The sequence below is a fragment of the Pseudomonas sp. BNK-7 genome (genome assembly GCF_048072025.1).
In the GTDB taxonomy this organism is placed as follows: domain Bacteria; phylum Pseudomonadota; class Gammaproteobacteria; order Pseudomonadales; family Pseudomonadaceae; genus Aquipseudomonas; species Aquipseudomonas danubii.
In genome coordinates this window covers 3,734,712-3,759,909 of record NZ_CP182252.1, presented here as the reverse complement: position 1 = coordinate 3,759,909, position 25,198 = coordinate 3,734,712, and the positions used below count along the sequence as shown (strand labels likewise).

Here is a 25,198-nt window from a genome sequence, read left to right as displayed (position 1 = left end):
GCCTCAGATCAGCCGCTGGATCTGCTTGTGCCGCCAGACCAGCTTGAAGTAGCCGGTCTGCAGCACCAGCATGCTCAGGTAGGCCACCGGGAACGCCATCCATACCCCCTGCAGGCCGAAGTGCGCGTCCAACAGATAGGCCATCGGCAACTGCACCCCGAGGATGCAGAAAATCGAGATCGCCACCGGCATGAGCACCGTGCCGCTGGCGCGCATGATGCCACCCACCACCGCCTGGAAGCCGAACACCAGGATGCTCCAGAGCATGATGTGCAGCAGGTGTTCGGCCTGCACCAGGGCTGTGGGGTCGATGATGAACAGCCCCAACAGCCAGTGGGAAATCAGGTAGCCGAGCAACACCAGGGCCCCGGTCAGGCACAGGTTGATCGCCAGGCCCGTGCGCAGGATCGGGGTGATGCGCTCCAGGCGCCCGGCGCCGATGGCCTGGGCCCCGAGGATCGACGCGGTGATGGCGATCGACAGCGCCGGGAACTGCACATAGTTGACGATCTGGGTCACCGCGCCGTAGGCCGCCGTGGCCTGGGAACCGTGGCGGTTGACCAGGGCCAGGATCACCAGCTCGGAGAGCGAGATCACCACCATCTGCACCCCGGTGGGCAGGCCGATGCGCAGCACCTTGGCGAGGATCGCCCGGTCCAGCTTCATCGCCGCGAACAGCGCCCGATCCGGCGCCAGGGGATGGGCCCGGCCACTCAAGCGCCAGACCAGGAAACCCATGGCCAGGATATTGCCCACCAGCCCGGCGAAGGCCGCACTTTGGATGCCCATCGGCGGCAGGCCCAGCCAGCCACGAATCAGCGCCGGAGTCAGCAGCAGGCCCACCAGGGTCGACACGATCAGCGCCAGCAGCGGCGACAGGGTATCGCTGACGCCCCGCAGCAACTGGGTAAAGAGCACGAACACCAGCAGCAGCGGCATGATCAGCATCATCACCCGGGCATAGCCCACCGCATCGTCCAACACATCCAGCGGGGTCCCCAGCCCCTGCAATGCCGGCCGCGCAAACAGCATGCCCAGCAGCGCACCCAGCAGGCCGATCAATGCGCCGAGCAACAGGGTGCTGCCGGCCACCGCCTTGACCGTGCCCAACTCCCGGGCGCCCCAGGCCTGGCCGATCAGCACCGAGGCCCCCGCGCCCAGGCCGATCACCAGGGCAATGAAGAAGAACACGATGGGGAACATCCCCGACACCGCGGCCAACGCCTGGGTCCCCAGCATCTGCCCGATGTAGATGCCGTTGAGCGTGCCGGAGAACGACTGCAGGAAGTTCGACAGCACCATGGGCAAGAGGAAGATCAGGTACACCTGCCAGAGCGGGCGCTGGGCGGGAATCGACATGGGGCAGGCAACCTCGGATCAAGAGGACGAAGGGCCGCGAAGCAGTCCGTGGTACGGGGCTCGCGTCGGTCCTGGAAGGTGCAGCAATGAAGGCCGCACGCGACGCTCCGGCAGCGCAGCGGCCCGAGGTTTGTATCAGCGGTTGACGTCCACCACCACCCGCCCGCGGACCTTGCCTTCGAGCAGTTCGCGGGCGACGGTCAACGCCTCTTCCAGGCCCACTTCGCGGGTGATCCGCTGCAGGTGCTGCTGGTCCACCTCGGCAGCCAGGCGCTCCCAGGCATGCACCCGTTCGTGGTAGGGACGGGTCACGCTGTTGATCCCCAGCAAGCTCACACCCCGCAGAATGAAGGGCGCCACCGAAGCCGGGAAATCCATGCCCTGGGCCAACCCGCAGGCAGCCACCAGACCATCGGCGGCGGTGCCGGCACAGACGTTGGCCAGGGTGTGACTGCCCACCGAATCGATGGCCGCCGCCCAGCGTTCCTTGGCCAGCGGGCGTCCCGGTTCGGACAGTTCGGCACGCTCGATGATACGGCTGGCCCCCAGCGTCTTGAGGTAGTCGGCCTCTTCCGGCCGCCCGGTGGCGGCAATCACCGAGTAGCCCAGGCGCGACAGCAGGCTGATGGCAAAGCTGCCGACGCCGCCGCTGGCACCGGTGACCAGCACTTCGCCGTGCTCGGGGGTCAGGCCGCTGCGCTCCAGGGCGATCAGGCACAGCATGGCGGTGTAGCCGGCAGTGCCGATGGCCATGGCCTGGCGCGCGCTGAAGGCTTCTGGCAGGTGGATCAGCCAGTCCCCCTGCAACCGGGCCTTCTGCGCCAGCCCGCCCCAATGGCTCTCGCCCACGCCCCAGCCATTGAGCAGCACCTGCTCCCCCGGGCGAAAGCGCGGATGGCTGCTGGCTTCGACGGTGCCTGCCAGGTCGATTCCGGGGACCATGGGAAACTGCCGCACCACCGGGCTTTTGCCAGTGATCGCCAGGCCGTCCTTGTAGTTCAGGGTGCTGTAGGCCACCCGCACCGTGACATCACCTGCCGGCAGTTGCACCTCCTCCAGTTGGCTCAGATGGGCGCGATAACCTGCAGTGTCTTTGTCGATCACAATGGCCTTGAACATCACGGACTCCTGTTGGCAAGGGAGGCTGCAGCGCTGGCTGCAACGGCGTAGAACGCGAACGCGCCATCCTACGCAAGCCTTCGGAAGGCGTCCATGAACCCCCCTGCCCGCCGCAGAATTGCTCCGCTGGCCGGGCCGGTGCTACCGGTCATTGATCCCCTCTCACCCCAGTCCCCGCCGGCGACGCTCGCAATGGCCCGGGCCGCACCCAGCGTCCCCTATCGCAACGTAGCCCAGCGCGACTGGCCTGCCAGAACGGCGATGAGGGGCCTATCGGGCGTGGCAAAAACGCAGCATGCAGCGTTACCATGCCGCGGTGTTTCTACCCTGACCGAACGGATTCTCGACCTTGTCTCACCTACTGGAAAAAGCCGCCGCACGCGGCGATCTCGCGGCCATCGAGCGCCTCCTTGATGCTGGCGCGGACCTTGAATGGCAGCACAAGGGCACCGGCCGCACGGCCCTGCTGGCCGCCACTATCGCCGGGCACCGGCCGGCCGTGGCGCTGCTGCTGGCACGCGGCGCGAATGTCCAGCAACCGTGCAAGGCCCTGGGCTACAGCCCCCTGGCCTGGGCCGCCAGCCAAGGTGATAGCGCCATGGCCGAGTTGCTGATAGCCCATGGCGCAGCGCTCGAACACGCCAGCCCCGAACTGCAACGCACTGCCCTGATGAACGCCGCCCAGGCCGGGCACGAGGCAATGCTGAGCTTGCTGCTCAAAGCCGGCGCCGATCCCCAGCGCCTGGACTTCCAGCAGCGCAATGCCTGGTCCCTGGCCGAAGAGAAGGGCCATACCCAGATCATGCAACAGCTGGCGCAGGCCGGTGCCGGAGCGCCGCCAGCATCCGCGGCGGCCCCTTGCCTGCCCTGGCCGCCACTGGCACCAGGCGATGACAACAGTGGCGATCCGGTCACCCAGGTGCGGGCCTATACCCTGGCGCTGGAGGCCTGGGAACAACGGGGCAATGCCCTGGGCCACAAGGCTGCCGACGCGGCCTTCTGGGCCGAACCGCAACAGCTCCTCGAACGTTTCTGCACCCTGCGGCCGCGGACCTATCCCCGAGCCGCCTACGGTTACCCCACAACCTACTCCGAGGCCGACCAACTACTGGGCTGCCAGCTGCTCAAGCCCGCCCAGGCCGAAGTGCTGATGCGTGATCCAGCCTCCCGGACGCTGTGCTACGAGCATCGCTTCCTGGTCAAACGGGTCGCGGGGCAATGGCGCATCGACAGCGTCAAGCGGCGCCTGGCCGGCACCCCGAAATGGACCAACGCGATTCTGTGACGCCCCTGCAACTTGCACGCCCCTCTCACCTTTCAGGACCTGCCCCCATGAAATACGACGACGCCTCCTGGCACTACGGCGGCGACTTTCCCGACGACCTGCCCACCACGGCCGGAGCCACCCACATCGGCCTGTTCCTGGCCTGGATGCTGATCAACGACTTTGCCAGCGAGGAGCTGCTGGACGATGTCGAAGAGGAGATCCGCCAAGTCCAGGCCCGCACCCTCGATGGCCGCGAGTTCCTGTTGCGGATACTGGATGAAAAGCTCAGCGACGGCGATTTCAACGACGAAGGCAATGCCTTTGCCCTGGCCTACTACAAGGGGCGGGACAGCGGTCGGTTTTCCAGCGACTACGAACAGATCCTGGCCCCCGAGCCGGGCACCATCTACCGGGTGGAAAACAGCTGGAGCAACTACGACCGGCTGGCATCGGTGATGGACGAGCGACTTGCACACTGGCGCGCCACGGGGCGAGCGCAGTACATCGACTGAGCGCCGGACGCCGGCAATTGTGGTTAAATGCCGCCCCCGAAAAACGCCGGTTACCGTGATGACCCCTCAAGCCCTCGCCACCCTCAACCAGCACTTGCTAACCGCCCTGGCCACCGCGCCCACCGAAACCCGGCGCCTGTTCCATGGCCGCGGCCGCTGCTGGCCGGGGCTGGAGCAACTGACCGTGGACTGGTTGCAAGGGGTCCTGCTGGTGTCCCTGTTCAAGGCGCCGGAGCCTGAACAACTCGCGGCCCTGAAGCTGCTGCTGGTGGAGCTGGGCGACTCCGCGCAATGGGCCGCCAGCGGCGCCCGCAGCCTGATGCTGCAGCACCGCTACCTGCCCGACAGCCATGGCGAATGGCTGCTGGGCCCGCCGGTGGATTCCTGCACCATCACCGAGGAAGGCCTGCGCTACCAGGTGGACCTGGGCAGCAAGCAGAACAACGGGCTGTTCCTCGACATGCGCTACGGGCGCAACTGGGTCCGGGCCCATGCCCGGGGCCAGAACGTGCTCAACCTGTTCGCCTACACCTGCGGCTTCTCGGTAGCAGCGATCGCTGGCGGTGCCGAGCGAGTGGTCAACCTCGACATGTCCCGAGCGGCCCTGAGCCGTGGCCGCGACAACCACCGGCTCAATGGCCACGACACCAGCCGGGTGAGTTTTCTCGGCCATGACCTGTTCAAGTCCTGGAGCAAGGTCAAGCAAGGTGGCCCTTACGATCTGGTGATCATTGATCCGCCATCGTTCCAGAAAGGCAGCTTTGTCCTGGGCAAGGACTATGCCCGCGTCCTGCGGCGCTTGCCGGAGTTGCTGACAGCCAACGGCTGCGTGCTGGCCTGCATGAACGACCCGGCATTTACCGTGGAGTTTCTGCTGGAGGGCATGGCCGAGGCAGCGCCGGGGTTGCGTTTTGAACAGCGGCTGGAGAACCCGCCGGAGTTTCCCGATGCCGATCCGCAATGTGGGCTCAAGGCGCTGGTGTTTCGTCAGGGGGAATAGAGGGGCCATCGCTGCTGGGAAGGGGCCGGAAGATCAAAAGCCAAAGCCAAGGTGCGCAGGCCGGCTCCTTGTAGCCGCTGCCGAAGGCTGCGAACGAGCGCTCGCGCTCGCAAAACCAGGCGGCGCGATAGGTCAGGAAAATTGGAGAGGCAGGTTTAGCGTCTCCTCCGGAGCCGGTCGCAGCCTGCGGCAGCGGCTACATGAACGCGAACGGCAATGAAACAGGCCGGCAGGCCGCCGTCAGATGTTGATCTTGCTCTGGCTTTTGATCTTGATCTGAACGCCCCGTTAACCACGATGGCCGAACGCAGGCATTGAGCCGTGGGTAACCCGGCAGGGATGCCGGGTTAGCCGCCACCCGGCCATGGATGGCCGGTGGCGGCGGCCCACGGATCAATGCCGGAGTTCGGGCATGCCTCGCTATGCGAGGCACCGAGTGGAGGGGCAAAGCCCTTTGGTTACTTTGGGGCCCCAAAGTGACTCGCCGTAAGGGCGAAACCGCCAGCCGCCACACCCGCAGCAACGGATATGCCCCCCAAAAAACCCCCAAAGCCCCCGCTGCGCCTCACAACCCCATCCGATACTCAATAACCCCAGGCTTGTGCGCCACCCAGTCATACAACCTCTGCGCACGCTTGTTGCTCTCCTGGGTATGCCAATACAAGCGCCCACACCGCTGTTCCCGGGCAAAGGCCTGCACCCACTCGATCAACAGTTTCCCCGCACCACTGCCCCGCACTGCCGGTGCGACATACAGGTCCTCCAGATAACAGAAGTCGGTTACCGCCCAGGTCGAACGGTGCAACACCGAGTTGACGAAACCGATCAGCTCATCACCCTGCACCGCCACCGCTGAAAACACCGGCTCTTGCGGATCGCAGAAACGCTCGAAGGCAACCACACTGACCTGCTCATCCAGCGTCACCTGATAGAAATCCTGATACGCCAGCCACAACTGCAACCACTGCTGATAATCGCCAGGCTGAATCGGTCGTATCGTCACTGCGTGTTGTTGATCACTCATTGCACTCTCCTGTTGAAAACCCACTCCAGACGTCAACCCCTGGATGGTGAGGAGCGCCAGCTTATGGTTTGAGTGGAGGGCTTGATCAGTCCAGTTCAATCGAAAGGAGCAGACCACTTTTGCCAGCGCCCTCGAACCTCACACCTCGGGCTGCTGATGGGTCACGCAGTGGATTCCCCCGCCTCCCGCCGCGATGGCGTCAATGTCCAACTGCACCACTTGCCGCCCGGGGTACAGGCTCTCCAGCAGGGCCAGGGCCTTGGTATCCGCCGCCGGATCGCCGAACTGCGGGGAAATCACCGCGCCATTGATCACGAAGTAGTTGATGTAGCCCGCGGCAAAATCGTCGTTGCCCCGGCTGAAGCGCGTCTTGCGCGGGTTCAGCGGCGGCGACAGGGTGTGAACCTGCAGCTTGCGGCCATCGGCATCGGTGGCATTGCGCAGGATCTCCAGGTGCTTGAGGGTCACCTGGTGGTCGTAGGAGTCCGGGTCATTGTCGAGGTTGGCCACCACCACCCCGGGCCTGACGAAACGTGCATAGAAGTCGACATGGGCATCAGTGATGTCCCGGCCCTTGATCCCCGGTAACCAGATGATCTTGCGCAAGCCGAGACAAGCCTTGAGTTCAGCCTCCACCTCGGCCTTGCTCCAAGCCGGGTTGCGGTTGCTGTTGATCCAGCTGCTTTCGGTCATGATCCCGGTGCCGTGGCCATCCACCTCGATACCGCCCCCCTCGCCTACCAGCTCGCTGCGCAGATACCGGGCATCGGCGGCGTCGGCCATTTGCCTCGCCAGCCGGGCATCCCGAGCGTGGCGCTGCTTGTTGCCCCAGCCATTGAAGTTGAAGTCCACCGCGCCCAGTCGGCCCTGGGCGTTGGTGACGAAGTTGGCGCCGATATCGCGCATCCAGATATCGTCCAGCTCGGTGATCACGTAGCTGATGTTGTGCGTCCCGCACAGTGTTTCGACCAGGTCGCGCTCCTCTTCGCGACAGAACAGGGTCAGGGGTTGATGGACGGCGATGGCGCGGGCGATGCGCCCCTGGGCTTGCTGGACATCAGAGGTGAAGTCTTCCCAGATCGCGTCCTGGGCGCCAAAGGCCATGAAGGCCCGCTGCTGGCGGTCGCCTTCGTCAGGCAGGTACCAGTCGTCCTGCTCCTGGGCTCGAGCTTGGCGGGAGCCCAGGCCCAGGCTGGTCATGGCGGTGATTGCGACCAGCAGCGAGGCCTGTTTGATAAGTTCACGTCGGGTGGGCATGGGGCAATTCTCTGGGTGGGGTTTGCTGAAGGGGGTACAAAAGCAGGCGAGGTGCTCACGGGCGCCTTCGCGGGCAAGCCTGTTCCTACCCGGACATTGTAGGAGCCGACTTGCCGGCGAACCGCACCGCGGCCTGCCGGCCCGGGTTCAGGGGCTTGGTGCTGTCGCGGTCTTGAACTTGGTCCAGGCGCGCATTCGGGCGCGCATGTCGGCCTGTGGGATGTCCCGGCCGGGGATCAGGCGTTCGAAGCTGGCTTGATCCGGGTAGATGTCCGGGTTGTCGCGCATCTGCGGATCGACAGCGGGCCGGGCCTTGGCATTGGCCGTGGGATAGCCGGTGGAGTTGCTGATGGCCGCCATGTTCTCCGGGCGCATGACGAAGTTGATAAAGGCATAGGCGTACTCCGGGTGCCGGGCGTCCTTGGGGATCGCCATGGTGTCCATCCACACCGTGGTGCCTTCACGGGGGATGCGGTACTGGAAGTCGACCTTTTTCCCCGCGGCATCGGCAGCGCGCTGGGCCTGGGTCATGTCGCCGCTGTAACCCAGAGACAGGCACAGATTGCCGTTGACCAGGTCGGTCACTGGCTGCGACTGGAACTTGCGGATGTAGGGCCGCAGCTTCCCCAGCAGTTCGCCGGCGGCCTGCAGATCCGCCGGCTTGGCGCTGCGCGGTTCACGCCCGAGGTAGTTGAGCGCCACCGCCAGCACTTCATCCGGCGAGTCGATGACCGAGATTCCGCAATCGGCAAACTTGCTCGCCAGCTCGGGCTTGAACAACAGGTCCAGGCTGTTCACCGGGGCATTGGGCAGGCGCTCGGCGACCTGCTGTGCGTTGTAGGTCAAGCCGATGGTGCCCCAGGTGTAGGGCACCGTCGCCTGGCTGGCGCGGGGGTACTGGGTCCGCAGTTTTTGCAGACCGGGCTCGATGTCGTCCAGGCCGCTCAGCTTTCTGGGGTCCAGGGTCTGCAGGCTGCCGGCGCGCATCAGCCGTTCGGCCACGGTGTCGCCGGGGAAGATCAGGTCGTAGCCGCTGCCGCCCGTCATCAGCTTGGCTTCCAGCACTTCGCTGCCTTCCATGACGTCGTAGATCACCTTGATCCCGGTTTCGGCGGTAAAGCGACTCAGGGTATCGGCGGCGAAATAGTCGGCCCAGTTGTACAGGCGCAGGGTCTTGTCCTCGGCTTCGGCCCGGGCCTGGGTCGATACCAGGGTCGCGGCGAGCAACCAGCCGAGTGCCTGCAAGCGGGGTTTGCCAGTCGGTTGCATATCATGCCTCCCGGGTAGTCCAGTGGGGGTGGATGCGTTGTCCATCGAGGCTCAGCAGGGGGCCGTACATCTCCGGGCGCCGGTCACGGAAGATGCCCCAGGTGCGGCGCTCTTCGGCCATGGCCGCAAGGTCCAGGCTGTGCAACAGCACGCCGTCGGTCGTGCGATCAGCCGCGGCCAGCAGGCTGCCCTTGTGATCGCAGATAAAGGACGAGCCATAGAAATCCATATGCAGCGTCGGATCGCTGGTGGCCACTTCGCGGCCGATGCGGTTGGCCGCTACCACGGGCAGCAGATTGGCCGCAGCATGGCCGCGCATGGTCATCTGCCAGTGGTCCCGGGAATCAAGATCGGCCGCTCCTGGCTCAGAACCGATGGCGGTGGGAAACAGTAATACCTCGGCCCCTTGCAACGCCAGGCAGCGGGCGGTCTCGGGAAACCACTGGTCCCAGCAGATGCCGATCCCCAGGCGTCCGTAAGCCGTATCCCAGACCCGGAAACCGGTGTCGCCTGGGCTGAAGTATTCCTTCTCCTGATAACCCACCGCGTTGGGGATATGGGTCTTGCGGTACACCCCCAACAGGCGTCCGTCAGCGTCGGCGACGCTGAGGGAATTGAAGTAGGCCGTGCCGGCCCGCTCGAACCAGCTCAGGGGCAGCACCACCCCCAGCTCCCGGGCCAGGGCGGCGAAGCGCTTGAGTACCTGGCTGCCGGCATAGTCCTCGGCCAGGGCCAGGTGCTGGTGCTGTTGCTCGATGCAGAAGTACGGCGTGGCGAACAGTTCCTGCAGGAGGATGACCTGGGCACCTTGGGCCGCCGCTTCCCGCACCCGTTGTTCGGCGCGATCGAGGTTGCCTGGCAAGTCCCAGGTACAGGGCATCTGGACGGTAGCGACGATCAACGGGCTCATGCCAGCACCTCCAGCGGCCACAGCGGCTGCTGCTGGGTGATGCAGTGCACGCCACCGCCGCCGTGGGCCAGGTGGTTGATCCGTACCGGCACCACTTCCCGCCCGGGAAAAGCCCGGGACAACACCTGGGCCGCCGCTTGATCGGCAGCGATGCCGTAGGCCGGCATGATCACCGCGCCATTGGCCAGGTAGAAGTTGGTGTAGGACGCGCAGAACACCTCGGCCCGAGCGTCCACCGCAGCACTGGCTTCGAACAGCTCGATCAGTTCGAAGCTGCGCCCCTGGGCATCCCGGGCCAGCTCCAAGGCCCGGCGGTTCTCGCGCACCACTTCGGCGTACACCGACTCCTGATCGTGGGTAGCATCCACCAACAACACCGCTGGGCGCGCGAAGGCGCACACCCCGTCGACATGGCCATCAGTCATGTCACCGGTGACATGGTCCGGGTCACCCGGCAGCCAGATGGTCTTCTGCACCCCCAGCAAACGGCTGAAGACGTCCTCGATCTCGGCCTTGCTCAGGCCCGGGTTGCGATTGGGGTTGAGCAGCACCGACTCGGTGGTGATCAGGGTGCCCTCGCCGTCCACATGGATGGCACCGCCTTCGTTGGCCAGCGGGCTACCGAAACTGGGCAGCCCCAGCTCGTCGAGCAGGCGCCGAGCCAGGCTTCGATCCAGGTCGTGAGCCGATTTTTCACCCCAGGCATTGAAGCGCCAACTGACCCCGGCCAGGCCTTGCTGCGGATGACAGATAAAACTCGGTCCGGAGTCGCGGCACCAGCTGTCATTCACCGCCTGGGCAATCAGCTCGACATTGTCGCCACACAGCGCGCGGGCACTGTCCAGAGCCACCGGGTCCACCACCAGTTTCACCGGCTCGAAACGGGCAATGGCATTGGCCACCCGCGCAAAATCCGCCTGCACATCGGCCTGGGTCACGCCCCAGACCGACTCCCACAGGGCCTGATTGTGGGGCCAGACCATCCAGGTCGCGGCGTGGGGCGCCCACTCGGCGGGCATCCTCCAACCCTGGGTTTGATGGTGATTGCTGAACATGGGCGCTGCACCTCTGAAGTAAGGTTTTTTTATCAATCGACCAACAGGGTCGAACCATTGCGCCCATGCTATGACTTTGAAAAACCCTCAACAAACGATAGATTTAGCGCAATTCTGATCAGCAAGGCTTATCAATCATGTTGAAACACTGGCCTCCCCTGAATGCCCTGCGCGGTTTCGAAGCCGCCGCGCGCCTGGGCAGTTTCCACAAGGCCGCGCAAGAGCTGCACCTCACCCAGTCGGCCATCAGCCAGCAGATCCGCAGCCTGGAAACCTTCCTCGAACAGCCGCTGTTCCACCGCAGCGGCCGCAGCGTCACCCTCACCGATGCCGGGCATGACCTGCGCAGCACCACCCAGTCGCTGCTGCAACAACTGGCGGTGGGCATCCGTCGCCTCGAGCAGTACCGCAAGCCCAATCAGTTGGTGGTCAATACCAGCCCAGCCTTTGCCCGTCACTGGTTGCTGCCACGCCTGGGGGAGTTCCATCGCCTGCACCCCGAGGTGGACCTGTGGCTGTTCACCAGCTTCGAACCGCCGGACATGAGCACCCAGACCATCGACCTGACCCTGCGCGACGACCTCAGCGCCCAGGCCGAGTGCAGCTACCTGGAGCTGTACCACGACCGTCTGTACCCGGCCTGTCACCCGTCCCTGCTGGAGCAGCCCCAGGAGCTACGCACCACCTTGCATGGCGAACGGGAAATGGACTGGAGCCACTGGGTGGTGGAAGGCGGTACAGACATCGGCCAGCGCAGCAACGGCCTGAATTTTTCCGATCCCGGGTTGCTCCTGGACGCCGCCTGCTCCGGCCATGGGATTGCCCTGGTCAGCCAGTTGCTGGCGCAACAGGCCCGCCGTCAGGCCCTGCTGGTGCCCCTGTGCGAACAGAGCGTGCGCGGCCCGACCTGGGCCTGGCTGGTTCATCGGGACAGCGAGAGCAGTGCACTGACCCGAAGCTTCTGTGAGTGGTTGCAAGCAGCACTGCTGCGCGGCAACGAGGACGCGGTGTGACCCCGCCCGCCCGGCGCCCGGAGGCATTGCCCAGCGCCAGCGAGTGGCAGCCCAGGCAACGCCTGAGCACGCGGCGCCTGGGCTCTAGCGGTTACCGGCGCCGCTGCACCGTGGTTTTTTCTTGACAGTGAAAAATCCCACCCGCTATTGTCTGACAACCTGACTACCAAGGTTTCTCCATGCTCGAACTCCAGCGTCCCGACTCTCTCGTTGTGCGTGTGGTCAATGCGATCCGTACCGAGATCGACTCCGGCCGCCTGGCTCCCGAGTCGCGCCTGCCCACTGAACAGCAACTGGCCGAGCAGCTGAATGTCAGCCGCTCGGTGGTGCGCGAAGCCATTGCCCAGCTCAAGGCCGATGGCGTGCTGATCGCCCGGCGCGGCCTGGGGTCGTACATTTCCAAGACCCCGGCCGGCACGGTGTTCCGCTTCCCCCAGGCCGATGGCCGCCTGCCGGATCTGGCGCAGATGTTCGAGATGCGCCTGTGGATCGAAACCCAGGCTGCGTCGATTGCCGCCCAGCGCCGCGATGCCGCCGATCTGCAGCGCATGCAGCAAGCCCTGCAGGAAATGCACGACAAGCGCAGCGATTTCGAAGCCGCGGGGTTGGCGGACGTGGAGTTTCACCGGGCCATCGCCGAGGCCAGCAAGAACGACTACTTCGTGGCCTTCCATGATTTTCTCCGCAGCCAGCTAACCAGCGCCCGCAAGGCCGCCTGGGAAAACTCGGCGCGGCGCCAGGTCGGCGGTTCCGCCGATGCCACCCAGGAACACCAGGCGCTGTACCAGGCCATTGCCGCCGGTGATCGCCAGGCCGCCGCCGCTTGTGCCGATGCTCACTTGCGTGCCGCGGCCAAGCGCCTGGACCTGGAGCTGCCAACCCTCGACTGACACCTGCAACACGCTTCAAGCCGCAAGCGCTAGCCTGCGGTTTTTTATCGGAACACTTAGTCTGACAACCTGATAACCAGACTTGAAACCGTTTGATCCAAGGTACCCAGAACCATGATTTATGACTTTTGCATCATCGGCGGCGGCATCGTCGGACTGGCCACGGCCATGGAAATCCTCAAGCGCCAGCCGGGCGCCTCGCTGGTGATCCTGGAAAAGGAAAATGTCCTGGCCCGGCACCAGACCGGTCACAACAGCGGGGTGATCCACGCCGGTATCTACTACGCGCCGGGCAGCCTCAAGGCCGACCTGTGCAAGCGCGGCGCCGAGGCCACCAAGCAGTTCTGCAGCGAGCACGGAATCAAGTTCGAGGTCTGCGGCAAAGTGCTGGTAGCGTCCAACGCCCTAGAAATGCAGCGCATGGAAGCCCTGTACCAGCGCTCACAACAGAACGGCCTGAAGGTGGAGCGCCTGGACGCCGAGCAACTGCGTCAGCGTGAGCCGAACATCGTCGGCCTCGGCGGGCTGTTCCTCGACGCCACCGGCATCGTCGACTACCGCGAAGTCTGCGAAACCATGGCCCGGGTGATCCGCCGCGACGGTGGAGAAATCTGCCTCAGCCAGACCGTGACCGCGATCCAGGAAAACGCCGACAGCGTCACGGTCAACAGCCATGGCGGCAGCTGGCAGGCGAAGAAACTGGTGGTCTGTGCCGGCCTGCAATCGGATCGCCTGGCGACCCTGGCCGGGGTGAAGATCGACCACCAGATCATCCCCTTCCGCGGCGAGTACTTCCGCCTGCCGGCCTCGAAGAACAACATCGTCAATCACCTGATCTACCCGATCCCCGACCCGGAGCTGCCATTCCTCGGCGTGCACCTGACCCGCATGATCGATGGCAGCGTCACCGTCGGCCCCAATGCGGTGCTGGGCCTGGGCCGGGAGAACTACAAGAAGTTCTCCATCAACTGGCGCGACGTGGCGCAGTACGCCAGCTTCCCCGGGTTCTGGAAAACCATCTGGCAGAACCTGGGTTCCGGCACCACGGAGATGAAGAACTCGCTGTTCAAGTCCGGCTATCTGGAGCAGTGCCGCAAGTACTGCCCGTCCCTGGAAGTCTCCGACCTGCTGCCCTACGAGGCGGGGATTCGCGCCCAGGCGGTAATGCGTGACGGCAGCCTGGTGCACGACTTCCTGTTCGCCCAGACCCCACGCATGTTGCACGTATGCAACGCGCCCTCGCCCGCCGCCACCTCGGCGATTCCCATTGGTTCGATGATTGCCGACAAGATTTTCCAGGCCGACTGAAACACAGGCGCGGCACGCCTTGTTGCACAGCGCAGCTGCGCTGTCTGCGGGGCCCCGTGCCGCCGGAATACCCCTCGGCAGTCCCTTTGGGGCACACCGAGCAAGACCCGCGTCAACTCGACAATAAATACAATGATCCAAGAGGATGTACACAATGACCGCAGTTGAAACCGGCATTACTGCAGCGGAAACCCCACAACAAACCCAGAAACGCCTGCGCAAGGTCGCGGCGGCCACCATCTTCGGCTCGATGCTGGAGTGGTACGACTTCTACCTCTACGCCACCATGGCGGCCATCGTCTTCTCGAAGATCTTCTTCGATAACAGCAACCCGAAAAGCGCCACGCTGATGGCCTTCTCCACCTTTGCCATCGGCTTTATCGCCCGTCCCTTCGGCGGCATCCTGTTCGGCTACCTGGGGGACAAGTTCGGCCGCAAGCAGGTGCTGGTGCTGACCTTCTGCCTGATGGGCGTGTGCACCGCACTGATCGGCCTGATCCCCAGCTACGCCTCCATCGGCATCTGGGCACCGATCCTGCTGGTGGCGATCCGCATCATCCAAGGCCTGGGGGCCGGCGCCGAACTGTCGGGCGCGGCGGTCACCTCCTATGAACACGCCAGCGAAGGCAAACGCGGCAGCCAAGGTGCCTGGCCGGCGCTGGGGCTGAACCTGGGACTGCTGCTGTCGTCGCTGACCATTTACCTGTTGACCATCAACGGCAACGAGTTCCTGCTGGCCGGCGGCTGGCGCATTCCGTTCGTCTGCAGCATCGTCCTGGTGGCGGTGGGCCTGTGGGTGCGCAACAGCATTCCGGAAACCCCGGAGTTCAAGGAGCTGAGCAAGGAAAGCCAGAAGGCCAAGGCCTCGCCCCTCAAGGCACTGTTCAAGAACGACCTCAAGGGCCTGGCGGTGGTGTTCTTCGTCGCCATTGGCTACAACGCCCTGAGCTACATCTTCAAGACCTTCTCCCTGGCCTACCTGACCCAGTACAAGAACGTCGATGTTCACGTCACTTCGCTGTCGGTGACCATCGCCAGCCTGATTGCCATCGTCGCCGTGCCCTTCTTCGGCTGGCTCTGCGACAAGTGGAGCAGCAAGACCGTGCTGATTCTGGGCGGGGTGTTCTCGCTGCTGTTCGCCTACCCGTTCCTGGCCCTGCTCAATACCGGCGAGAGCCTGATGATCTACATCGCCATCGGTGTCGGCACCGGCATCCTGGCACCGATGATGTTCGCGCCCCAGGGCTCGTTCCTCAGCCGCCAGTTCCCCACCGCGACCCGCTCCTCGGGCTTTGGCACAGGGCGCGAGATCGGCACCGCGATTGCCGGCGGCCTGGCGCCACTGGGCGCCCTATCCCTGGTGACCGCCTCGGCCACGCACTCCACCGACGGCGTGGTGATCATCCTCGCGGTCGCCGCCGTGCTGGTGATGGTGTTTGCCCTCTTCGACCAGGGGCGCAAACACTCGGCGTTCAAGAACTGACAACCCGTTGAGTCGCCCAGGGGCGGCTCAGGCCAGCAGCACCTCGATTCCCAACTGCCGGTAACTGTCAATATCCGCCGACGGCGCGTCCTGCTCGGTCACCAGCCGCTGCAGACGGTTGCACGGTGCGACCACAAAGGGCTCCATGGCGCCGAGTTTGTCGGCGGTGGTCACGGCGATGACTTCGGCGGCGCTGTCGAACATCGCCTGCTTGATCGGCACTTCATCGAAATGCAGGGAGCTGATGCCGATCTCCGGATGAATCGCACAGACCCCGGTGAACATCAGGTCGGCCTTGATCCCCTGGATCATCCGCAGTGCTTCATGGCCGCTGGCGGACAGGGTGGCCGGGTTGAGCTGGCCGCCCACGAGAATCACCTTGACCCCGGGGTATTCGGCCAGGGCCACGGCAATCATTGGTGACGCGGTGACTGCGGTCAGGCGGATATCGGCCGGCAGGGACTGGGCGATATGCAAGGTGGTAGAGCCGGAATCGAACAGCACCGTCTGGCCGCCCCGCACCCATTGCACGGCAAACTGCGCCAGACGCAGTTTCGCCTCGTTGGTTTCGCCGACCCGCGTGAAGTAGTCCTTGCCGCTGTCCTTGGGTCGCGGCAGCGCACCGCCATGCACCCGCTGCACCAGGCCATTGGCATCCAGCTCGGCGAGGTCGCGGCGGATGGTGTCTTCTGAAACCGCGAAGTGCCGGCTCAGCTCAGCGGCCATGACCTTGCCGTCGCGCTCCAGCAGTAGAAGGATCTTTTGTCGACGCAGGGAGGGCAGTTCGGCTGCCGGGTGCAGGTTTTGCATGTTCTTGCCCGTTTTTGCGTGTTTTCGCGAGATTAGCCAAGCCCTCTCGCGAAAACAAGCAGCCGCGCTCAGGAGATCAATTGTGGGGGCCGTGCGTTGTACAGCGCCGCCTCACCCAGGCGCTCGCGCACCAGGGCCTGGGCCTGCCGGGTCATCTGGTCCAGGTGCCGGTCGCGCTTCTTCTCCGCTTCCAGCATGGCCTTGCGCCCGTGCTGGGCCAGCAGGTAGCTGTGAATCTGCCGCACTTCCACCGACTGGTAGATCGGCGCCACATCCAGTACCGCCAGCAGGCCATCGCTGCCATGGTCTCGGGTATTCATCAGCACTTGCGGACCGCGGGCGCCCAGCAGCTGAAAGCCCAGGGCCTCGAAACACTCCACTTTGGCCACGTGACAGGCCAGCTCGGCATGGGGATAGCGGGCACGCAGCGCCTCCAGCATCTGCCGGGCAATGCCCTGGCGTCGATGGTTTTGCCGCACCGCCATATAGGCCACGGCACAGGCCTGGGGATCGTCCTTGAGCGGCAGGTACAGGGTGAAGCCCAGCACCTGCTCAGGGTCCTGAGTGTCGGTGGCCACCACCAGTTCTACCGCGATCCCCCGGGAACCGTCCATGGCCTGCAGGTACAGGTGCACTTCGTAGCCGACGCCGTACTGGTACAGGTTGTACAGCGGGTTGCTCGGGGCAATGGCCACCGCGCTGATGTCGGTGATGTAGTCCACGACCATTTGCTGGATCTGGCTCTGGATGGCTTCGGGCGGCGGGGCTTGGAACAGGGTGATGCTGGACATCGAGGCAGTGACTCCGAGGGTTGAGGCGTGCCCGCAACGGCGGGCGCGGCAATCATACCGCGTCACGGCAAGGCACAGGCAGCCAACAAGATGCTTGAGTCGGGCTCAAGCCTCGTTGAGAAAGATACGGAGATGCTGTTTCAGAGGTACCGGCAAGACCGGCCAGTTGCGACGACATCAGGGATATCGCCGCAACCCATGCAAGATACGGCTGCACGGTGGCAGCCGCTGCGCCCCATCCGACGAACGCGGACGGGGCCGAGGCTTACAGCGCCATGTCGGCCGCTGGGTTGCTCTCTGGCTTGGCCATGCTGGCCGGAGCCTGAGGTGCAGCGCCCTTGACCGCTGGTGGCGGGGTCAGTTGCAGCACTTCGGCGGTGTAGGCCCACTCTTTGGCCACACGCTCGGGGCTGTCGTTCAGGGCGGTGCCGTAGCTCGGTACGATCTGCTTCAGCTTCTCTTGCCAGGCTGGCGTCGCGACCTGGTCCTTGAAGACTTTCTGCAGCACGCTGAGCATGATCGGCGCGGCGGTCGAGGCACCTGGGGAGGCGCCCAGCAGACCGGCGATGCTGCCGTCCTGGGAAGCGACGATCTCGGTGCCCAGTTTCAGCACGCCGCCCTTCTCTTCGTCACGCTTGATGATCTGCACGCGCTGACCGGCCTGCCACAGGCGCCAGTCTTCTTGCTTGGCGTTGGGGAAGTATTCCTTCAGGGCGTTGAAGCGGTCGTCATCCGAGAGCATCAGTTGGCCGGCCAGGTATTCCACCAACGGGTACTGTTCGATACCGACTTTGGTCATCGGCCAGAAGTTGTGGGTGGTGGTGCTGGTCAGCAGGTCGAAGTACGAACCTTCCTTGAGGAACTTGGTGGAGAAGGTAGCGAATGGGCCAAACAGGATGACCCGCTTGCCGTCCAGCACGCGAGTGTCCAGGTGCGGAACCGACATCGGCGGAGCGCCCACCGAAGCCTTGCCGTAGGCCTTGGCCAGATGCTGCTCGGCAACGCTGGCGTTCTCGGTCACCAGGAACGAGCCACCCACCGGGAAGCCGGCGTATTCGTTGGCCTCGGGAATGCCCGACTTCTGCAGCAGGTGCAGGGCACCGCCGCCGGCGCCGATGAACACGAACTTGGCGTCGGTTTCGGTTTTCGAACCGTCCTTGAGGTTCTTGTAGGTCACGCGCCACGAACCGTCTTCATTGCGCTCGATGTCCTGCACTTCGCTGGACAGCTTGAGGGCAAAGTTCGGCTGGGCTTGCAGGTGAGCGACGAACTGGCGAGTGATCTCGCCGAAGTTGACGTCGGTGCCGATCGGGCTCCAGGTCGCAGCGATCTTCTGCGCCGGATCACGACCTTCCATCATCAGTGGCACCCACTTCTTGATCTGCTCGGCGTCTTCGGAGTACTGCATGCCGCTGAACAGCGGGCTGGCCTGCAGGGCCTCGTAGCGTGCCTTGAGGAACTTGATGTTGTCATCGCCCCAGACAAAGCTCATGTGCGGCGTGGAGTTGATGAACGAACGCGGGTTCTTCAGCACACCGTTCTTGACCTGCCACGACCAGAACTGGCGGGAAATCTGGAACGCTTCGTTGATCTCGATGGCCTTGGCGATCTCGATCTTGCCGTCCTTGCCTTCCGGGGTGTAGTTCAGCTCAGCCAGGGCGGAGTGACCGGTACCGGCGTTGTTCCAGCCGTTGGAGCTTTCTTCAGCCACGCCATCCAGGCGCTCGACCATCTCCATGGACCAATCGGGCTGCAGCTCATTGAGCCAGACCCCGAGGGTCGAACTCATGATGCCGCCACCGATCAGCAGCACATCCACTTTCTTCGGCTCAGCCGCGTGCGCGGACGTGAGGCCTATCGACATCGCCAGCCCGATCAGGGCCGTGTTCACTTTCTTCAACATTCTGTAGTACCTACGATAGAACGCCATCCGCCGCCCCATCCTCGATCCTGCGAACTCAGTGCATTGCGAAACAGGCATTTCGCAGGCCCTGGATGAGCGCATTCAAAAGAACTGGAGGGTGGGCACACAAGGCCGACGAGACTGGCTCGACCTCAGTTTTATATCGCTCCGGCGCTGACTTCTTGTCGTTTTTGGCTTCAGCTACTTGAGTGACACTTGTTTCTCAGGACACGTCACGGGACGTAGACCAACGGGCAATGACGCCCCACTCCTTTCACCGACACCGGACTCGATTCGACGCACAACACTGACACCCGTCTACACGGGGCCAGCAGGACAAAGAAGGGTCGGGGTCAACCAAAGGAGGTAGACGAACACTGCCTGACATTGCATTCGGCGAGTTTGCCCAGACACCCCCACGCGCTTGCAAGGACCCGAACAGGCCACTTGAAGCAAAGCATAGGGGAGGTATTTCTGCACAAACGATGAACCGATTCAGCGCAAGAATATCATTACGGCATCAGCCTGTCTTGGCCGGAGCGGCTGCCCTGGCCCTCGAAAAAACCGCGACGCACTACGACACTCGCCACAATCAATGCGTCACAAAGACGCTGGCCGGTCGCTACGCCTCGGCACTGCACTGAGCCTTGGCGGTCAGCAATGGCACAGGCATCATGACCGGCCGCAAGACCTGCCAGACCATCGTCAAGGACAAGAAGAACAACCATGCACGAGACTTCCCTGCAAGACACCACCGCCCCCGAGGGCGTCTGTTTCGGCTGCGGCAGCAGCAACCACCACGGCCTGCAGATCAAGAGCCACTGGCATGAAGACGGCGTGCATGTGATCGCCGAGCACCTGCCGCAATCCCAGTACTGCGGCTGGCCGGACCTGGTCTACGGCGGCCTGATCGCCATGCTGGTGGACTGCCACTCCAACTGGACCGCCATGGCCTACCACTACCGTAACGAACAACGGGAACCGGGCAGCCTGCCGCGCATCGACTGCGTCACCGGCAACCTGGGCATCAAGTTCATCAAGCCCACGCCCATGGGCGTGCCGCTGACCCTGCGGGCCCGGGTCGACGGCGACGTGGGGCGCAAGAGCCGGGTGATCTGTGAGGTGTATGCCGGCGATGTACTGACCGCCATTGGCGACTCGGTGTTTGTTCGGGTCGATACCGGACAGCTGGCCGCCGCCGCTCATGGTCGTGAAAGCTGATCGGAAGCAGCCTCGCCCCTGAAATTGGCAGGCGTGCCCCGCCACTCCTGCCCCTCCAAAGCGCCATGACCGGCGAGGACTTCAGCACTCACATACAACGATTGCGATCCTCCGGCGCGCCCCTGTACTATTGAGAACGATTCACACTCACATCTCGGCAGGCAACGGTGCATTCATCTTCGAGCAACAAGCTGGGCTTCTTTTTCAGCGACCATCACCGTTGGCTGCTGCAGCATATTCACAGGCGCCTGGGCAATCGCGCCGACGCCGAAGACACCGCCGCCGACACCTTCTGCCAGTTGCTCGCGGCAGAGGTCGACCCGGACAGCATCGAGCAGCCACGGGCCTACTTGTCCACCATCGCCAGGCGTTTGATGTTCGATCGCCATCGTCGACGCCAGTTGGAGCAGGCCTACCTGCAGCGCTTGTCTGCCCTGCCGGAACTGCTGGTACCCTCCCCCGAAGAACAGTTGCTGCTGGTCGAGGCCCTGGTGGCCATCGACCGGGCGCTGGACGGCCTGCCACTGATCGTCAAGACCGCGTTTCTCTACAGCCAGCTCGATGGCCTGAGCTACGTGGCCATCGCCCGCAAGCTGGAGTTGTCCGAACGCACCGTCGGCCGCTACATGAAGCAGGCCTTGCGCCAGTGCTACCTGAGTGAGCTGGCCCTGTGAGCCGGCAACCCCTGGACCCGTTGACCGAGCAGGCCATCGACTGGATGGTGCGGCTGCGCGCCGGTGATCCGGACCCGCGCCTGGAACAAGCCCTGGCCACCTGGCTGGCCAGCGATCCGGCCCACGCCCAGGCCTGGAATCACCTGCAAGAACGGCTTGGCACATCATTCAATACCTTGCGTGCTCTTGATCGACGCGTGCCCGGGCAGGCTGGCGAAGCCCGACAACTGCTGCTCAGCCCCCGCCGCTCTCGGCGCCAACTGTTGCGCGGCCTGGCCGGACTCGGCCTGCTGGGCGGCGGCCTGTGGCTGGGCGCCCAGACTCGGTATGGCGAAACCCTGCTGGCGGATGTCAGCACCGGCCGCGGCCAGCGTCGGGACGTCACCCTGGCCGACGGCAGCCACCTGAGCCTGAACGCCGACAGCGCCGTGGACCTGCGCTTCGACGACCAGCAACGGCTGGTGATCCTGCGCCATGGCCAGTTGCTGATTCAGGTTGCCGCCGACCCGCGGCGACCACTGCGAGTGCGCAGCGCCCAGGGCCAGGTCCAGGCCCTGGGCACCCGTTTCCTGGTGAGCCAGGAAGCCAGCGCCACCCGGGTCGTCGTGCTGGAGCACTCGGTGCGGCTGCGCCTGCTGACGGGCGATGAACGCGATCTGCAACAGGGGCAGGCCGCCCTGCTGCACCCCGAACGTATCGAACTGCTGGAGCAGGATCAGCGGTATCGCGGCGATTGGCTCAACGGTCGCCTCAACGTGCTGAATGACTCCCTGGAGCAGGTGGTCGCAGCCCTACGCCCTTACTGTCGGGGCTACGTGCGGGTAGCCCCTTCGGTCAGCCATCTACGGGTGCAGGGCGTGTTCCCTCTGGATCAGCCGGAACGGGCCCTCAGCGCCCTGGCGGAGACCCTGCCGATCAGGATCGATCGCTACAGCCCCTGGCTCACACTGATCCGCCCCCGCAACCAAGAATGAATATTTTATGAAAATCACTCTTATTTGTGTCCGGTTTTCATTTCTTGTCCCACCTATCTCCTGACACGCCAACACAATCAGGAGAATTCCGTGCGCAACCCTTGGTTCCATGTCCTTCCCGCTGCCTTCGCCGTGGCTGCCCTGAACAGCCAGGCTCAGGCCCAGGAGCAGCTCCAGTCGTTCAACTTGCCGGCGGCCCCCCTGGCCGTGACGCTCAACGCCATCGCTGGCCAGAGCGGCGCCGTGCTGGCCCTGGAACCGGCGCTGGTCCAGGGCAAGCAAGCCCCGGCGGTGATTGGCCGGATGACTGCGCTGCAGGCCATGCACAGCGCGCTGGTCGGCAGCGGCCTGCAATTGAAGCTCACCGTCAGCGGCCACTACAGCGTCGAGCCGCTCCCGGCCGACGGTGCCCCCGTGCAACTGGGCATGACCAGCATCATCGAGAGCGGGCTCGACACCACCACTGAAGGCTCCGGCTCCTACGCCGCACGTGCAGTGACCATCGGCAAGGGCACCCACAGCCTGCGGGAGATTCCCCAATCGATCACGGTCATGACCCGCAAGCAGATGGATGACCAAGGCCTGACCGACCTCAAGGCCGCCGCCAACCAGACCACCGGCCTGGTGGGGGTGCAAGGGGTGGGCAAAGGCATGATCCTCTCCTCCCGCGGCTTCCAGATCGACGATTGGCAATACGATGGCGTTCCGATCCCGCGCAACACCTACTCTCTGGGCAACTGGGCGACCCAGGACCTGATCTTCTTCGACCGCCTGGAAGTGCTGCGCGGTGCCTCGGGGCTGCTGCAGGGCACCGGCAGCCCGGGGGGCGCGATCAACCTGGTGCGCAAGCGCGGCCAGAACACCCCGACCGTGACCCTGACCGGCAAGGCCGGCTCGTGGGACCACTATGGCCTGCAACTGGACGCCGGCGGCTCACTGAATGCCGCCGGTACGGTACGCGGGCGCATGGTGGCCGACGAGGACCAGAGCGATTCGTTCATCGACAAGCAATGGAGCAAGACCCACTCGCTGTACGGGTCCCTGGACTTCGATCTGAGCGACGACACCACCCTGGGCCTGGCCGCCAGCCGCTCCGAGGCCGAATCGCGGCCGATGCTCCGCGGCCTGCCGCGCTATACCGACGGCAGCACGGTGAATCTGCCGCGCTCGACCTACAGCGGCGCGCGCTGGAACCATTCGCAGATCAACGTCACCACGCTCTACGCCGACCTGGAGCACCGCTTCAACCAGGATTGGACCTTCAAGCTCGGTGCCGTGCGCATGAGCGAAAGCAACGACTCGATCCAGCAACGCATCCAGACCACCCTCCAGGGCGTCAACGCCGACGGCAGCGGCCTGCAGTACGCCGACTGGGTCACCGACTTCGACAACACCAAGATCGGCCTCGACATGAACCTCACCGGGCGCTTCGAGGGCCTGTCCATGGATCAGGAAATCACCCTGGGCGGCAACTATTCGAAACTGACCACTGACGATGTCTTCGCCCGCACCTTCAACAATGGCGGCAACATCTTCGCCATCGATCACGACCGGCCGAAGGTCAGCTACGACAGCCTGCTCAACACTCCCGGCGGACGCGGCACCCACAGTCAGTACGATGTCCGCCAGAAAGGCCTGTATGGCAGTTGGCGGATCAAGCCCATGGACGACCTGACCCTGGTGCTGGGTTCCCGGGTCAGCTGGTATGACTACCGCTACGACGCTACCAACTACCAGGCCATCAGCCACAAGGGTACCGCGGACGATCCGTCCACCATGACCGACAGCGGCGAAGTCACGCCTTACGCCGGCATCGTCTACGACCTGAGTCGCGAATGGTCGGTGTATGCCAGCTACACCGATGTGTTCGAGCCGCAGACCGCGCGCACCGCCAGCGGCTCGATACTGCAACCGGTGATTGGCAGCAACTATGAAGTCGGCCTCAAGGGCGAGCTGCTCGAAGGCCGGGTCAACACCTCCCTGGCACTGTTCCGCTACGACCAGAAAAACCGTGCCGTACAGGACACCGCCTCGGGCTACGCCTGTGACGGCTGGTACTGCTCCACCGCCTCGGGCAAGGTGCGCAGCCAGGGGCTGGAAGCCGAAGTCAGCGGCGAAGTGGTGGATCGTCTGCAGTTGTTCGCCGGCTACACCTACAACACCACCACCTTCCTTGAAGATCCGCAGGATCAGGGTCGGACATTCAGCCAATGGACCCCCAAGCACATGCTGCGGGTGTGGAGCGACTACCAGCTGGACGGTGCCTTGAGCCGGGTCAGCACCGGCCTGGGCTTCACCAGCCAGAGCCACACCCTGGGCTATGAACGCAGCTACAAGGTGCCGGGCTACACCGTCTGGAACGCCCGCATCGCCTATCAGTTGAACGACGAGGTGAGCCTGGCACTGAACGCCTACAACCTGTTCGACAAGCACTACTACATCTCTGGCTACAACCAATTGAATGGCAACAACAACTTCGGTGATCCACGCAACTTCATGCTCAGCGTGAAGTACACACCGCAGTTCTGAATCGGCCTTGTCGCAGCGCCCCCCCCTGCGGGCGCTGCAGACAGCGCCGGGCTTTTGTATGATCCGCCCTCGCCCCGCCCCTTCCTGAGGACGTTTCATTTGAGCATGGACATTCAAGACATCCAGCGCAGCCTGGCAAGACCCGCGCTAAAACTCGTCGCCGGCGGCTTTCGCCCCACCCAGGCCATGGATGAAAGCTGGCTGGGCCGAGTCTTTCTGTTTCGCGAAGACGAAGAGTGGCCGCGCAACGGCGCCGGTGAAACCCTGTTGCCCTTCGCACAGCTCTATCTCCCGGCCCTGCCCTTTCACAGCCCGCTGCTGGAAGGCGTGCGGGTGCTGAGCGTGTTTGTCGCCAACCCCTTTCCCGACCCCCTGGAGCCCATGGGCGAACGTTGGCTGATCCGCGAATACCGCGACGACGAGGTGCTGGTGCGCAAGGAGCTGGTGGCTCCCGGAGCCTTCCTTAAACCCATGCCGATCAAAGCCGAAGCCGTGGCCGAGGACTTTCCGCTGTGGGACGGTGGCGGCATCCCCGATGAGGTGGAGCAGGCCATTCTCGACCTGGAACGCAGCGGCCGCATCGAGTGTTACTACGACCTGATCAGCCACTGCTATGAACACAAGCTGGGGGGCTATCCGTCCTACTGCCAATCAGGGATCGATGTCGGAGACGGTTTCGAATTCGTGATGCAGATTGCCTCCGACGCCAAGATCGGACTCAACGTGGTGGACGGCGGCAAGTTGATGTTCTGGAAGCATCGCGACACGGGCGAATGGGCGCTGTACTTCGACTTCTATTGAGACCGGCCTGTGAATAGCGATTTCATGCT

The 25,198-nt window shown here is 64.1% G+C and carries 22 protein-coding genes; 12 read left to right on the top strand and 10 right to left on the bottom strand.

Annotation, left to right across the window (positions count from 1 at the left end):
* Positions 1 to 3 precede the first annotated feature (3 nt).
* Complete coding sequence (locus tag ACMGF8_RS17535; RefSeq protein ID WP_207167532.1) at positions 4 to 1,359, bottom strand: MATE family efflux transporter; 1,356 nt, start codon at positions 1,357 to 1,359, stop codon at positions 4 to 6.
* A gap of 135 nt (positions 1,360 to 1,494) precedes the next feature.
* Positions 1,495 to 2,478, bottom strand: coding sequence for an MDR family oxidoreductase (locus ACMGF8_RS17530; RefSeq protein WP_102864290.1), 984 nt, complete (start codon positions 2,476 to 2,478; stop codon positions 1,495 to 1,497).
* 349 nt (positions 2,479 to 2,827) lie between these two features.
* Here ACMGF8_RS17530 and ACMGF8_RS17525 point away from each other — a divergent pair, with 349 nt between their 5' ends.
* From ACMGF8_RS17525 to ACMGF8_RS17515, 3 genes are read left to right on the top strand one after another with little or no spacing between them, the layout of a single operon-like run.
* Positions 2,828 to 3,763 carry an ankyrin repeat domain-containing protein gene (locus tag ACMGF8_RS17525; protein WP_305948413.1) on the top strand — a complete coding sequence of 312 codons (936 nt, stop codon included), beginning with the start codon at positions 2,828 to 2,830 and terminating at the stop codon, positions 3,761 to 3,763.
* Positions 3,764 to 3,810: 47 nt separating this feature from the next.
* On the top strand, positions 3,811 to 4,257 hold the full coding sequence (locus ACMGF8_RS17520; RefSeq protein ID WP_306408919.1) for a hypothetical protein: 447 nt from the start codon (positions 3,811 to 3,813) through the stop codon (positions 4,255 to 4,257).
* Positions 4,258 to 4,315: 58 nt separating this feature from the next.
* On the top strand, positions 4,316 to 5,257 hold the full coding sequence (locus ACMGF8_RS17515) for a class I SAM-dependent methyltransferase (RefSeq protein WP_102864287.1): 942 nt from the start codon (positions 4,316 to 4,318) through the stop codon (positions 5,255 to 5,257).
* 565 nt (positions 5,258 to 5,822) lie between these two features.
* Here the strand turns inward: ACMGF8_RS17515 and ACMGF8_RS17510 are convergent.
* The 5 genes from ACMGF8_RS17510 to ACMGF8_RS17490 form a co-directional block, all read right to left on the bottom strand.
* A complete protein-coding gene (locus ACMGF8_RS17510; protein WP_102864286.1) occupies positions 5,823 to 6,281 on the bottom strand; it encodes a GNAT family N-acetyltransferase in 459 nt (152 codons plus the stop codon).
* Between the two features lie 138 nt (positions 6,282 to 6,419).
* Positions 6,420 to 7,538 carry an agmatine deiminase family protein gene (locus ACMGF8_RS17505; protein WP_416756884.1) on the bottom strand — a complete coding sequence of 373 codons (1,119 nt, stop codon included), beginning with the start codon at positions 7,536 to 7,538 and terminating at the stop codon, positions 6,420 to 6,422.
* Positions 7,539 to 7,685: 147 nt separating this feature from the next.
* Entirely contained in the window at positions 7,686 to 8,807 is a 1,122-nt protein-coding gene (locus ACMGF8_RS17500; RefSeq protein WP_416756882.1) for an extracellular solute-binding protein, read from the bottom strand.
* Position 8,808: 1 nt separating this feature from the next.
* Positions 8,809 to 9,717 (bottom strand): N-carbamoylputrescine amidase, encoded by a 909-nt coding sequence (aguB, locus tag ACMGF8_RS17495; RefSeq protein WP_115582178.1) that lies wholly within the window; start codon positions 9,715 to 9,717, stop codon positions 8,809 to 8,811.
* Positions 9,714 to 10,772, bottom strand: coding sequence for an agmatine deiminase family protein (locus tag ACMGF8_RS17490; protein WP_416756881.1), 1,059 nt, complete (start codon positions 10,770 to 10,772; stop codon positions 9,714 to 9,716). Before ACMGF8_RS17490 ends, aguB begins: the two co-directional genes overlap by 4 nt.
* Positions 10,773 to 10,909: 137 nt before the next feature.
* Between ACMGF8_RS17490 and ACMGF8_RS17485 the strand changes: the two genes are divergently transcribed.
* The 4 genes from ACMGF8_RS17485 to ACMGF8_RS17470 all read left to right on the top strand — a co-directional run bounded on the left by ACMGF8_RS17485 (position 10,910) and on the right by ACMGF8_RS17470 (position 15,466).
* Entirely contained in the window at positions 10,910 to 11,785 is an 876-nt protein-coding gene (locus ACMGF8_RS17485; RefSeq protein ID WP_207815283.1) for a LysR family transcriptional regulator, read from the top strand.
* A 179-nt stretch (positions 11,786 to 11,964) separates the two neighbouring features.
* The gene (locus tag ACMGF8_RS17480; protein WP_102864280.1) at positions 11,965 to 12,675 is read left to right on the top strand and encodes a FadR/GntR family transcriptional regulator; all 711 of its coding nucleotides are present in this window, start codon (positions 11,965 to 11,967) and stop codon (positions 12,673 to 12,675) included.
* A 114-nt stretch (positions 12,676 to 12,789) separates the two neighbouring features.
* The gene (gene lhgO / locus ACMGF8_RS17475; RefSeq protein ID WP_115582175.1) at positions 12,790 to 13,983 is read left to right on the top strand and encodes an L-2-hydroxyglutarate oxidase; all 1,194 of its coding nucleotides are present in this window, start codon (positions 12,790 to 12,792) and stop codon (positions 13,981 to 13,983) included.
* Positions 13,984 to 14,137: 154 nt separating this feature from the next.
* Positions 14,138 to 15,466 carry an MFS transporter gene (locus ACMGF8_RS17470; protein WP_102864278.1) on the top strand — a complete coding sequence of 443 codons (1,329 nt, stop codon included), beginning with the start codon at positions 14,138 to 14,140 and terminating at the stop codon, positions 15,464 to 15,466.
* Positions 15,467 to 15,493: 27 nt separating this feature from the next.
* On the opposite strand, the gene ACMGF8_RS17465 is transcribed toward ACMGF8_RS17470, so the two are convergent.
* The 3 genes from ACMGF8_RS17465 to mqo form a co-directional block, all read right to left on the bottom strand.
* Entirely contained in the window at positions 15,494 to 16,276 is a 783-nt protein-coding gene (locus ACMGF8_RS17465; protein WP_416756878.1) for a DeoR/GlpR family DNA-binding transcription regulator, read from the bottom strand.
* Positions 16,277 to 16,344: 68 nt separating this feature from the next.
* Entirely contained in the window at positions 16,345 to 17,067 is a 723-nt protein-coding gene (locus ACMGF8_RS17460) for a GNAT family N-acetyltransferase (RefSeq protein WP_102864276.1), read from the bottom strand.
* A gap of 265 nt (positions 17,068 to 17,332) precedes the next feature.
* Positions 17,333 to 18,970 carry a malate dehydrogenase (quinone) gene (gene mqo, locus ACMGF8_RS17455; RefSeq protein ID WP_102864275.1) on the bottom strand — a complete coding sequence of 546 codons (1,638 nt, stop codon included), beginning with the start codon at positions 18,968 to 18,970 and terminating at the stop codon, positions 17,333 to 17,335.
* Positions 18,971 to 19,696: 726 nt separating this feature from the next.
* On the opposite strand from mqo, the gene ACMGF8_RS17450 reads away from it, so the two are divergent.
* The 5 genes from ACMGF8_RS17450 to ACMGF8_RS17430 all read left to right on the top strand — a co-directional run bounded on the left by ACMGF8_RS17450 (position 19,697) and on the right by ACMGF8_RS17430 (position 25,169).
* Positions 19,697 to 20,191 (top strand): PaaI family thioesterase, encoded by a 495-nt coding sequence (locus tag ACMGF8_RS17450; RefSeq protein WP_102864274.1) that lies wholly within the window; start codon positions 19,697 to 19,699, stop codon positions 20,189 to 20,191.
* A gap of 167 nt (positions 20,192 to 20,358) precedes the next feature.
* Positions 20,359 to 20,865, top strand: coding sequence for a sigma-70 family RNA polymerase sigma factor (locus ACMGF8_RS17445; protein WP_207167506.1), 507 nt, complete (start codon positions 20,359 to 20,361; stop codon positions 20,863 to 20,865).
* Positions 20,862 to 21,839: a FecR family protein gene (locus ACMGF8_RS17440; protein WP_115582170.1), complete on the top strand. Its 978-nt coding sequence runs from the start codon at positions 20,862 to 20,864 to the stop codon at positions 21,837 to 21,839. Before ACMGF8_RS17445 ends, ACMGF8_RS17440 begins: the two co-directional genes overlap by 4 nt.
* A gap of 90 nt (positions 21,840 to 21,929) precedes the next feature.
* Positions 21,930 to 24,368: a TonB-dependent siderophore receptor gene (locus ACMGF8_RS17435; protein WP_416756876.1), complete on the top strand. Its 2,439-nt coding sequence runs from the start codon at positions 21,930 to 21,932 to the stop codon at positions 24,366 to 24,368.
* A gap of 105 nt (positions 24,369 to 24,473) precedes the next feature.
* Positions 24,474 to 25,169, top strand: a complete 696-nt coding sequence (locus tag ACMGF8_RS17430) for a DUF1963 domain-containing protein (RefSeq protein WP_102864270.1) — start codon at positions 24,474 to 24,476, stop codon at positions 25,167 to 25,169.
* Positions 25,170 to 25,198: the final 29 nt, after the last annotated feature.

Bases quoted from the DNA above. Each gene is read 5' to 3' on its own strand.
- ACMGF8_RS17535 (WP_207167532.1), bottom strand. From the start codon at position 1,359: ATGTCGATTCCCGCCCAGCGCCCGCTCTGGCAGGTGTACCTGATCTTC.
- ACMGF8_RS17530 (WP_102864290.1), bottom strand. From the start codon at position 2,478: ATGTTCAAGGCCATTGTGATCGACAAAGACACTGCAGGTTATCGCGCC.
- ACMGF8_RS17520 (WP_306408919.1), top strand. From the start codon at position 3,811: ATGAAATACGACGACGCCTCCTGGCACTACGGCGGCGACTTTCCCGAC.
- ACMGF8_RS17515 (WP_102864287.1), top strand. From the start codon at position 4,316: ATGACCCCTCAAGCCCTCGCCACCCTCAACCAGCACTTGCTAACCGCC.
- ACMGF8_RS17510 (WP_102864286.1), bottom strand. From the start codon at position 6,281: ATGAGTGATCAACAACACGCAGTGACGATACGACCGATTCAGCCTGGC.
- ACMGF8_RS17505 (WP_416756884.1), bottom strand. From the start codon at position 7,538: ATGCCCACCCGACGTGAACTTATCAAACAGGCCTCGCTGCTGGTCGCA.
- ACMGF8_RS17500 (WP_416756882.1), bottom strand. From the start codon at position 8,807: ATGCAACCGACTGGCAAACCCCGCTTGCAGGCACTCGGCTGGTTGCTC.
- aguB (WP_115582178.1), bottom strand. From the start codon at position 9,717: ATGAGCCCGTTGATCGTCGCTACCGTCCAGATGCCCTGTACCTGGGAC.
- ACMGF8_RS17490 (WP_416756881.1), bottom strand. From the start codon at position 10,772: ATGTTCAGCAATCACCATCAAACCCAGGGTTGGAGGATGCCCGCCGAG.
- ACMGF8_RS17485 (WP_207815283.1), top strand. From the start codon at position 10,910: ATGTTGAAACACTGGCCTCCCCTGAATGCCCTGCGCGGTTTCGAAGCC.
- ACMGF8_RS17480 (WP_102864280.1), top strand. From the start codon at position 11,965: ATGCTCGAACTCCAGCGTCCCGACTCTCTCGTTGTGCGTGTGGTCAAT.
- lhgO (WP_115582175.1), top strand. From the start codon at position 12,790: ATGATTTATGACTTTTGCATCATCGGCGGCGGCATCGTCGGACTGGCC.
- ACMGF8_RS17470 (WP_102864278.1), top strand. From the start codon at position 14,138: ATGACCGCAGTTGAAACCGGCATTACTGCAGCGGAAACCCCACAACAA.
- ACMGF8_RS17465 (WP_416756878.1), bottom strand. From the start codon at position 16,276: ATGCAAAACCTGCACCCGGCAGCCGAACTGCCCTCCCTGCGTCGACAA.
- ACMGF8_RS17460 (WP_102864276.1), bottom strand. From the start codon at position 17,067: ATGTCCAGCATCACCCTGTTCCAAGCCCCGCCGCCCGAAGCCATCCAG.
- mqo (WP_102864275.1), bottom strand. From the start codon at position 18,970: ATGTTGAAGAAAGTGAACACGGCCCTGATCGGGCTGGCGATGTCGATA.
- ACMGF8_RS17450 (WP_102864274.1), top strand. From the start codon at position 19,697: ATGCACGAGACTTCCCTGCAAGACACCACCGCCCCCGAGGGCGTCTGT.
- ACMGF8_RS17430 (WP_102864270.1), top strand. From the start codon at position 24,474: ATGGACATTCAAGACATCCAGCGCAGCCTGGCAAGACCCGCGCTAAAA.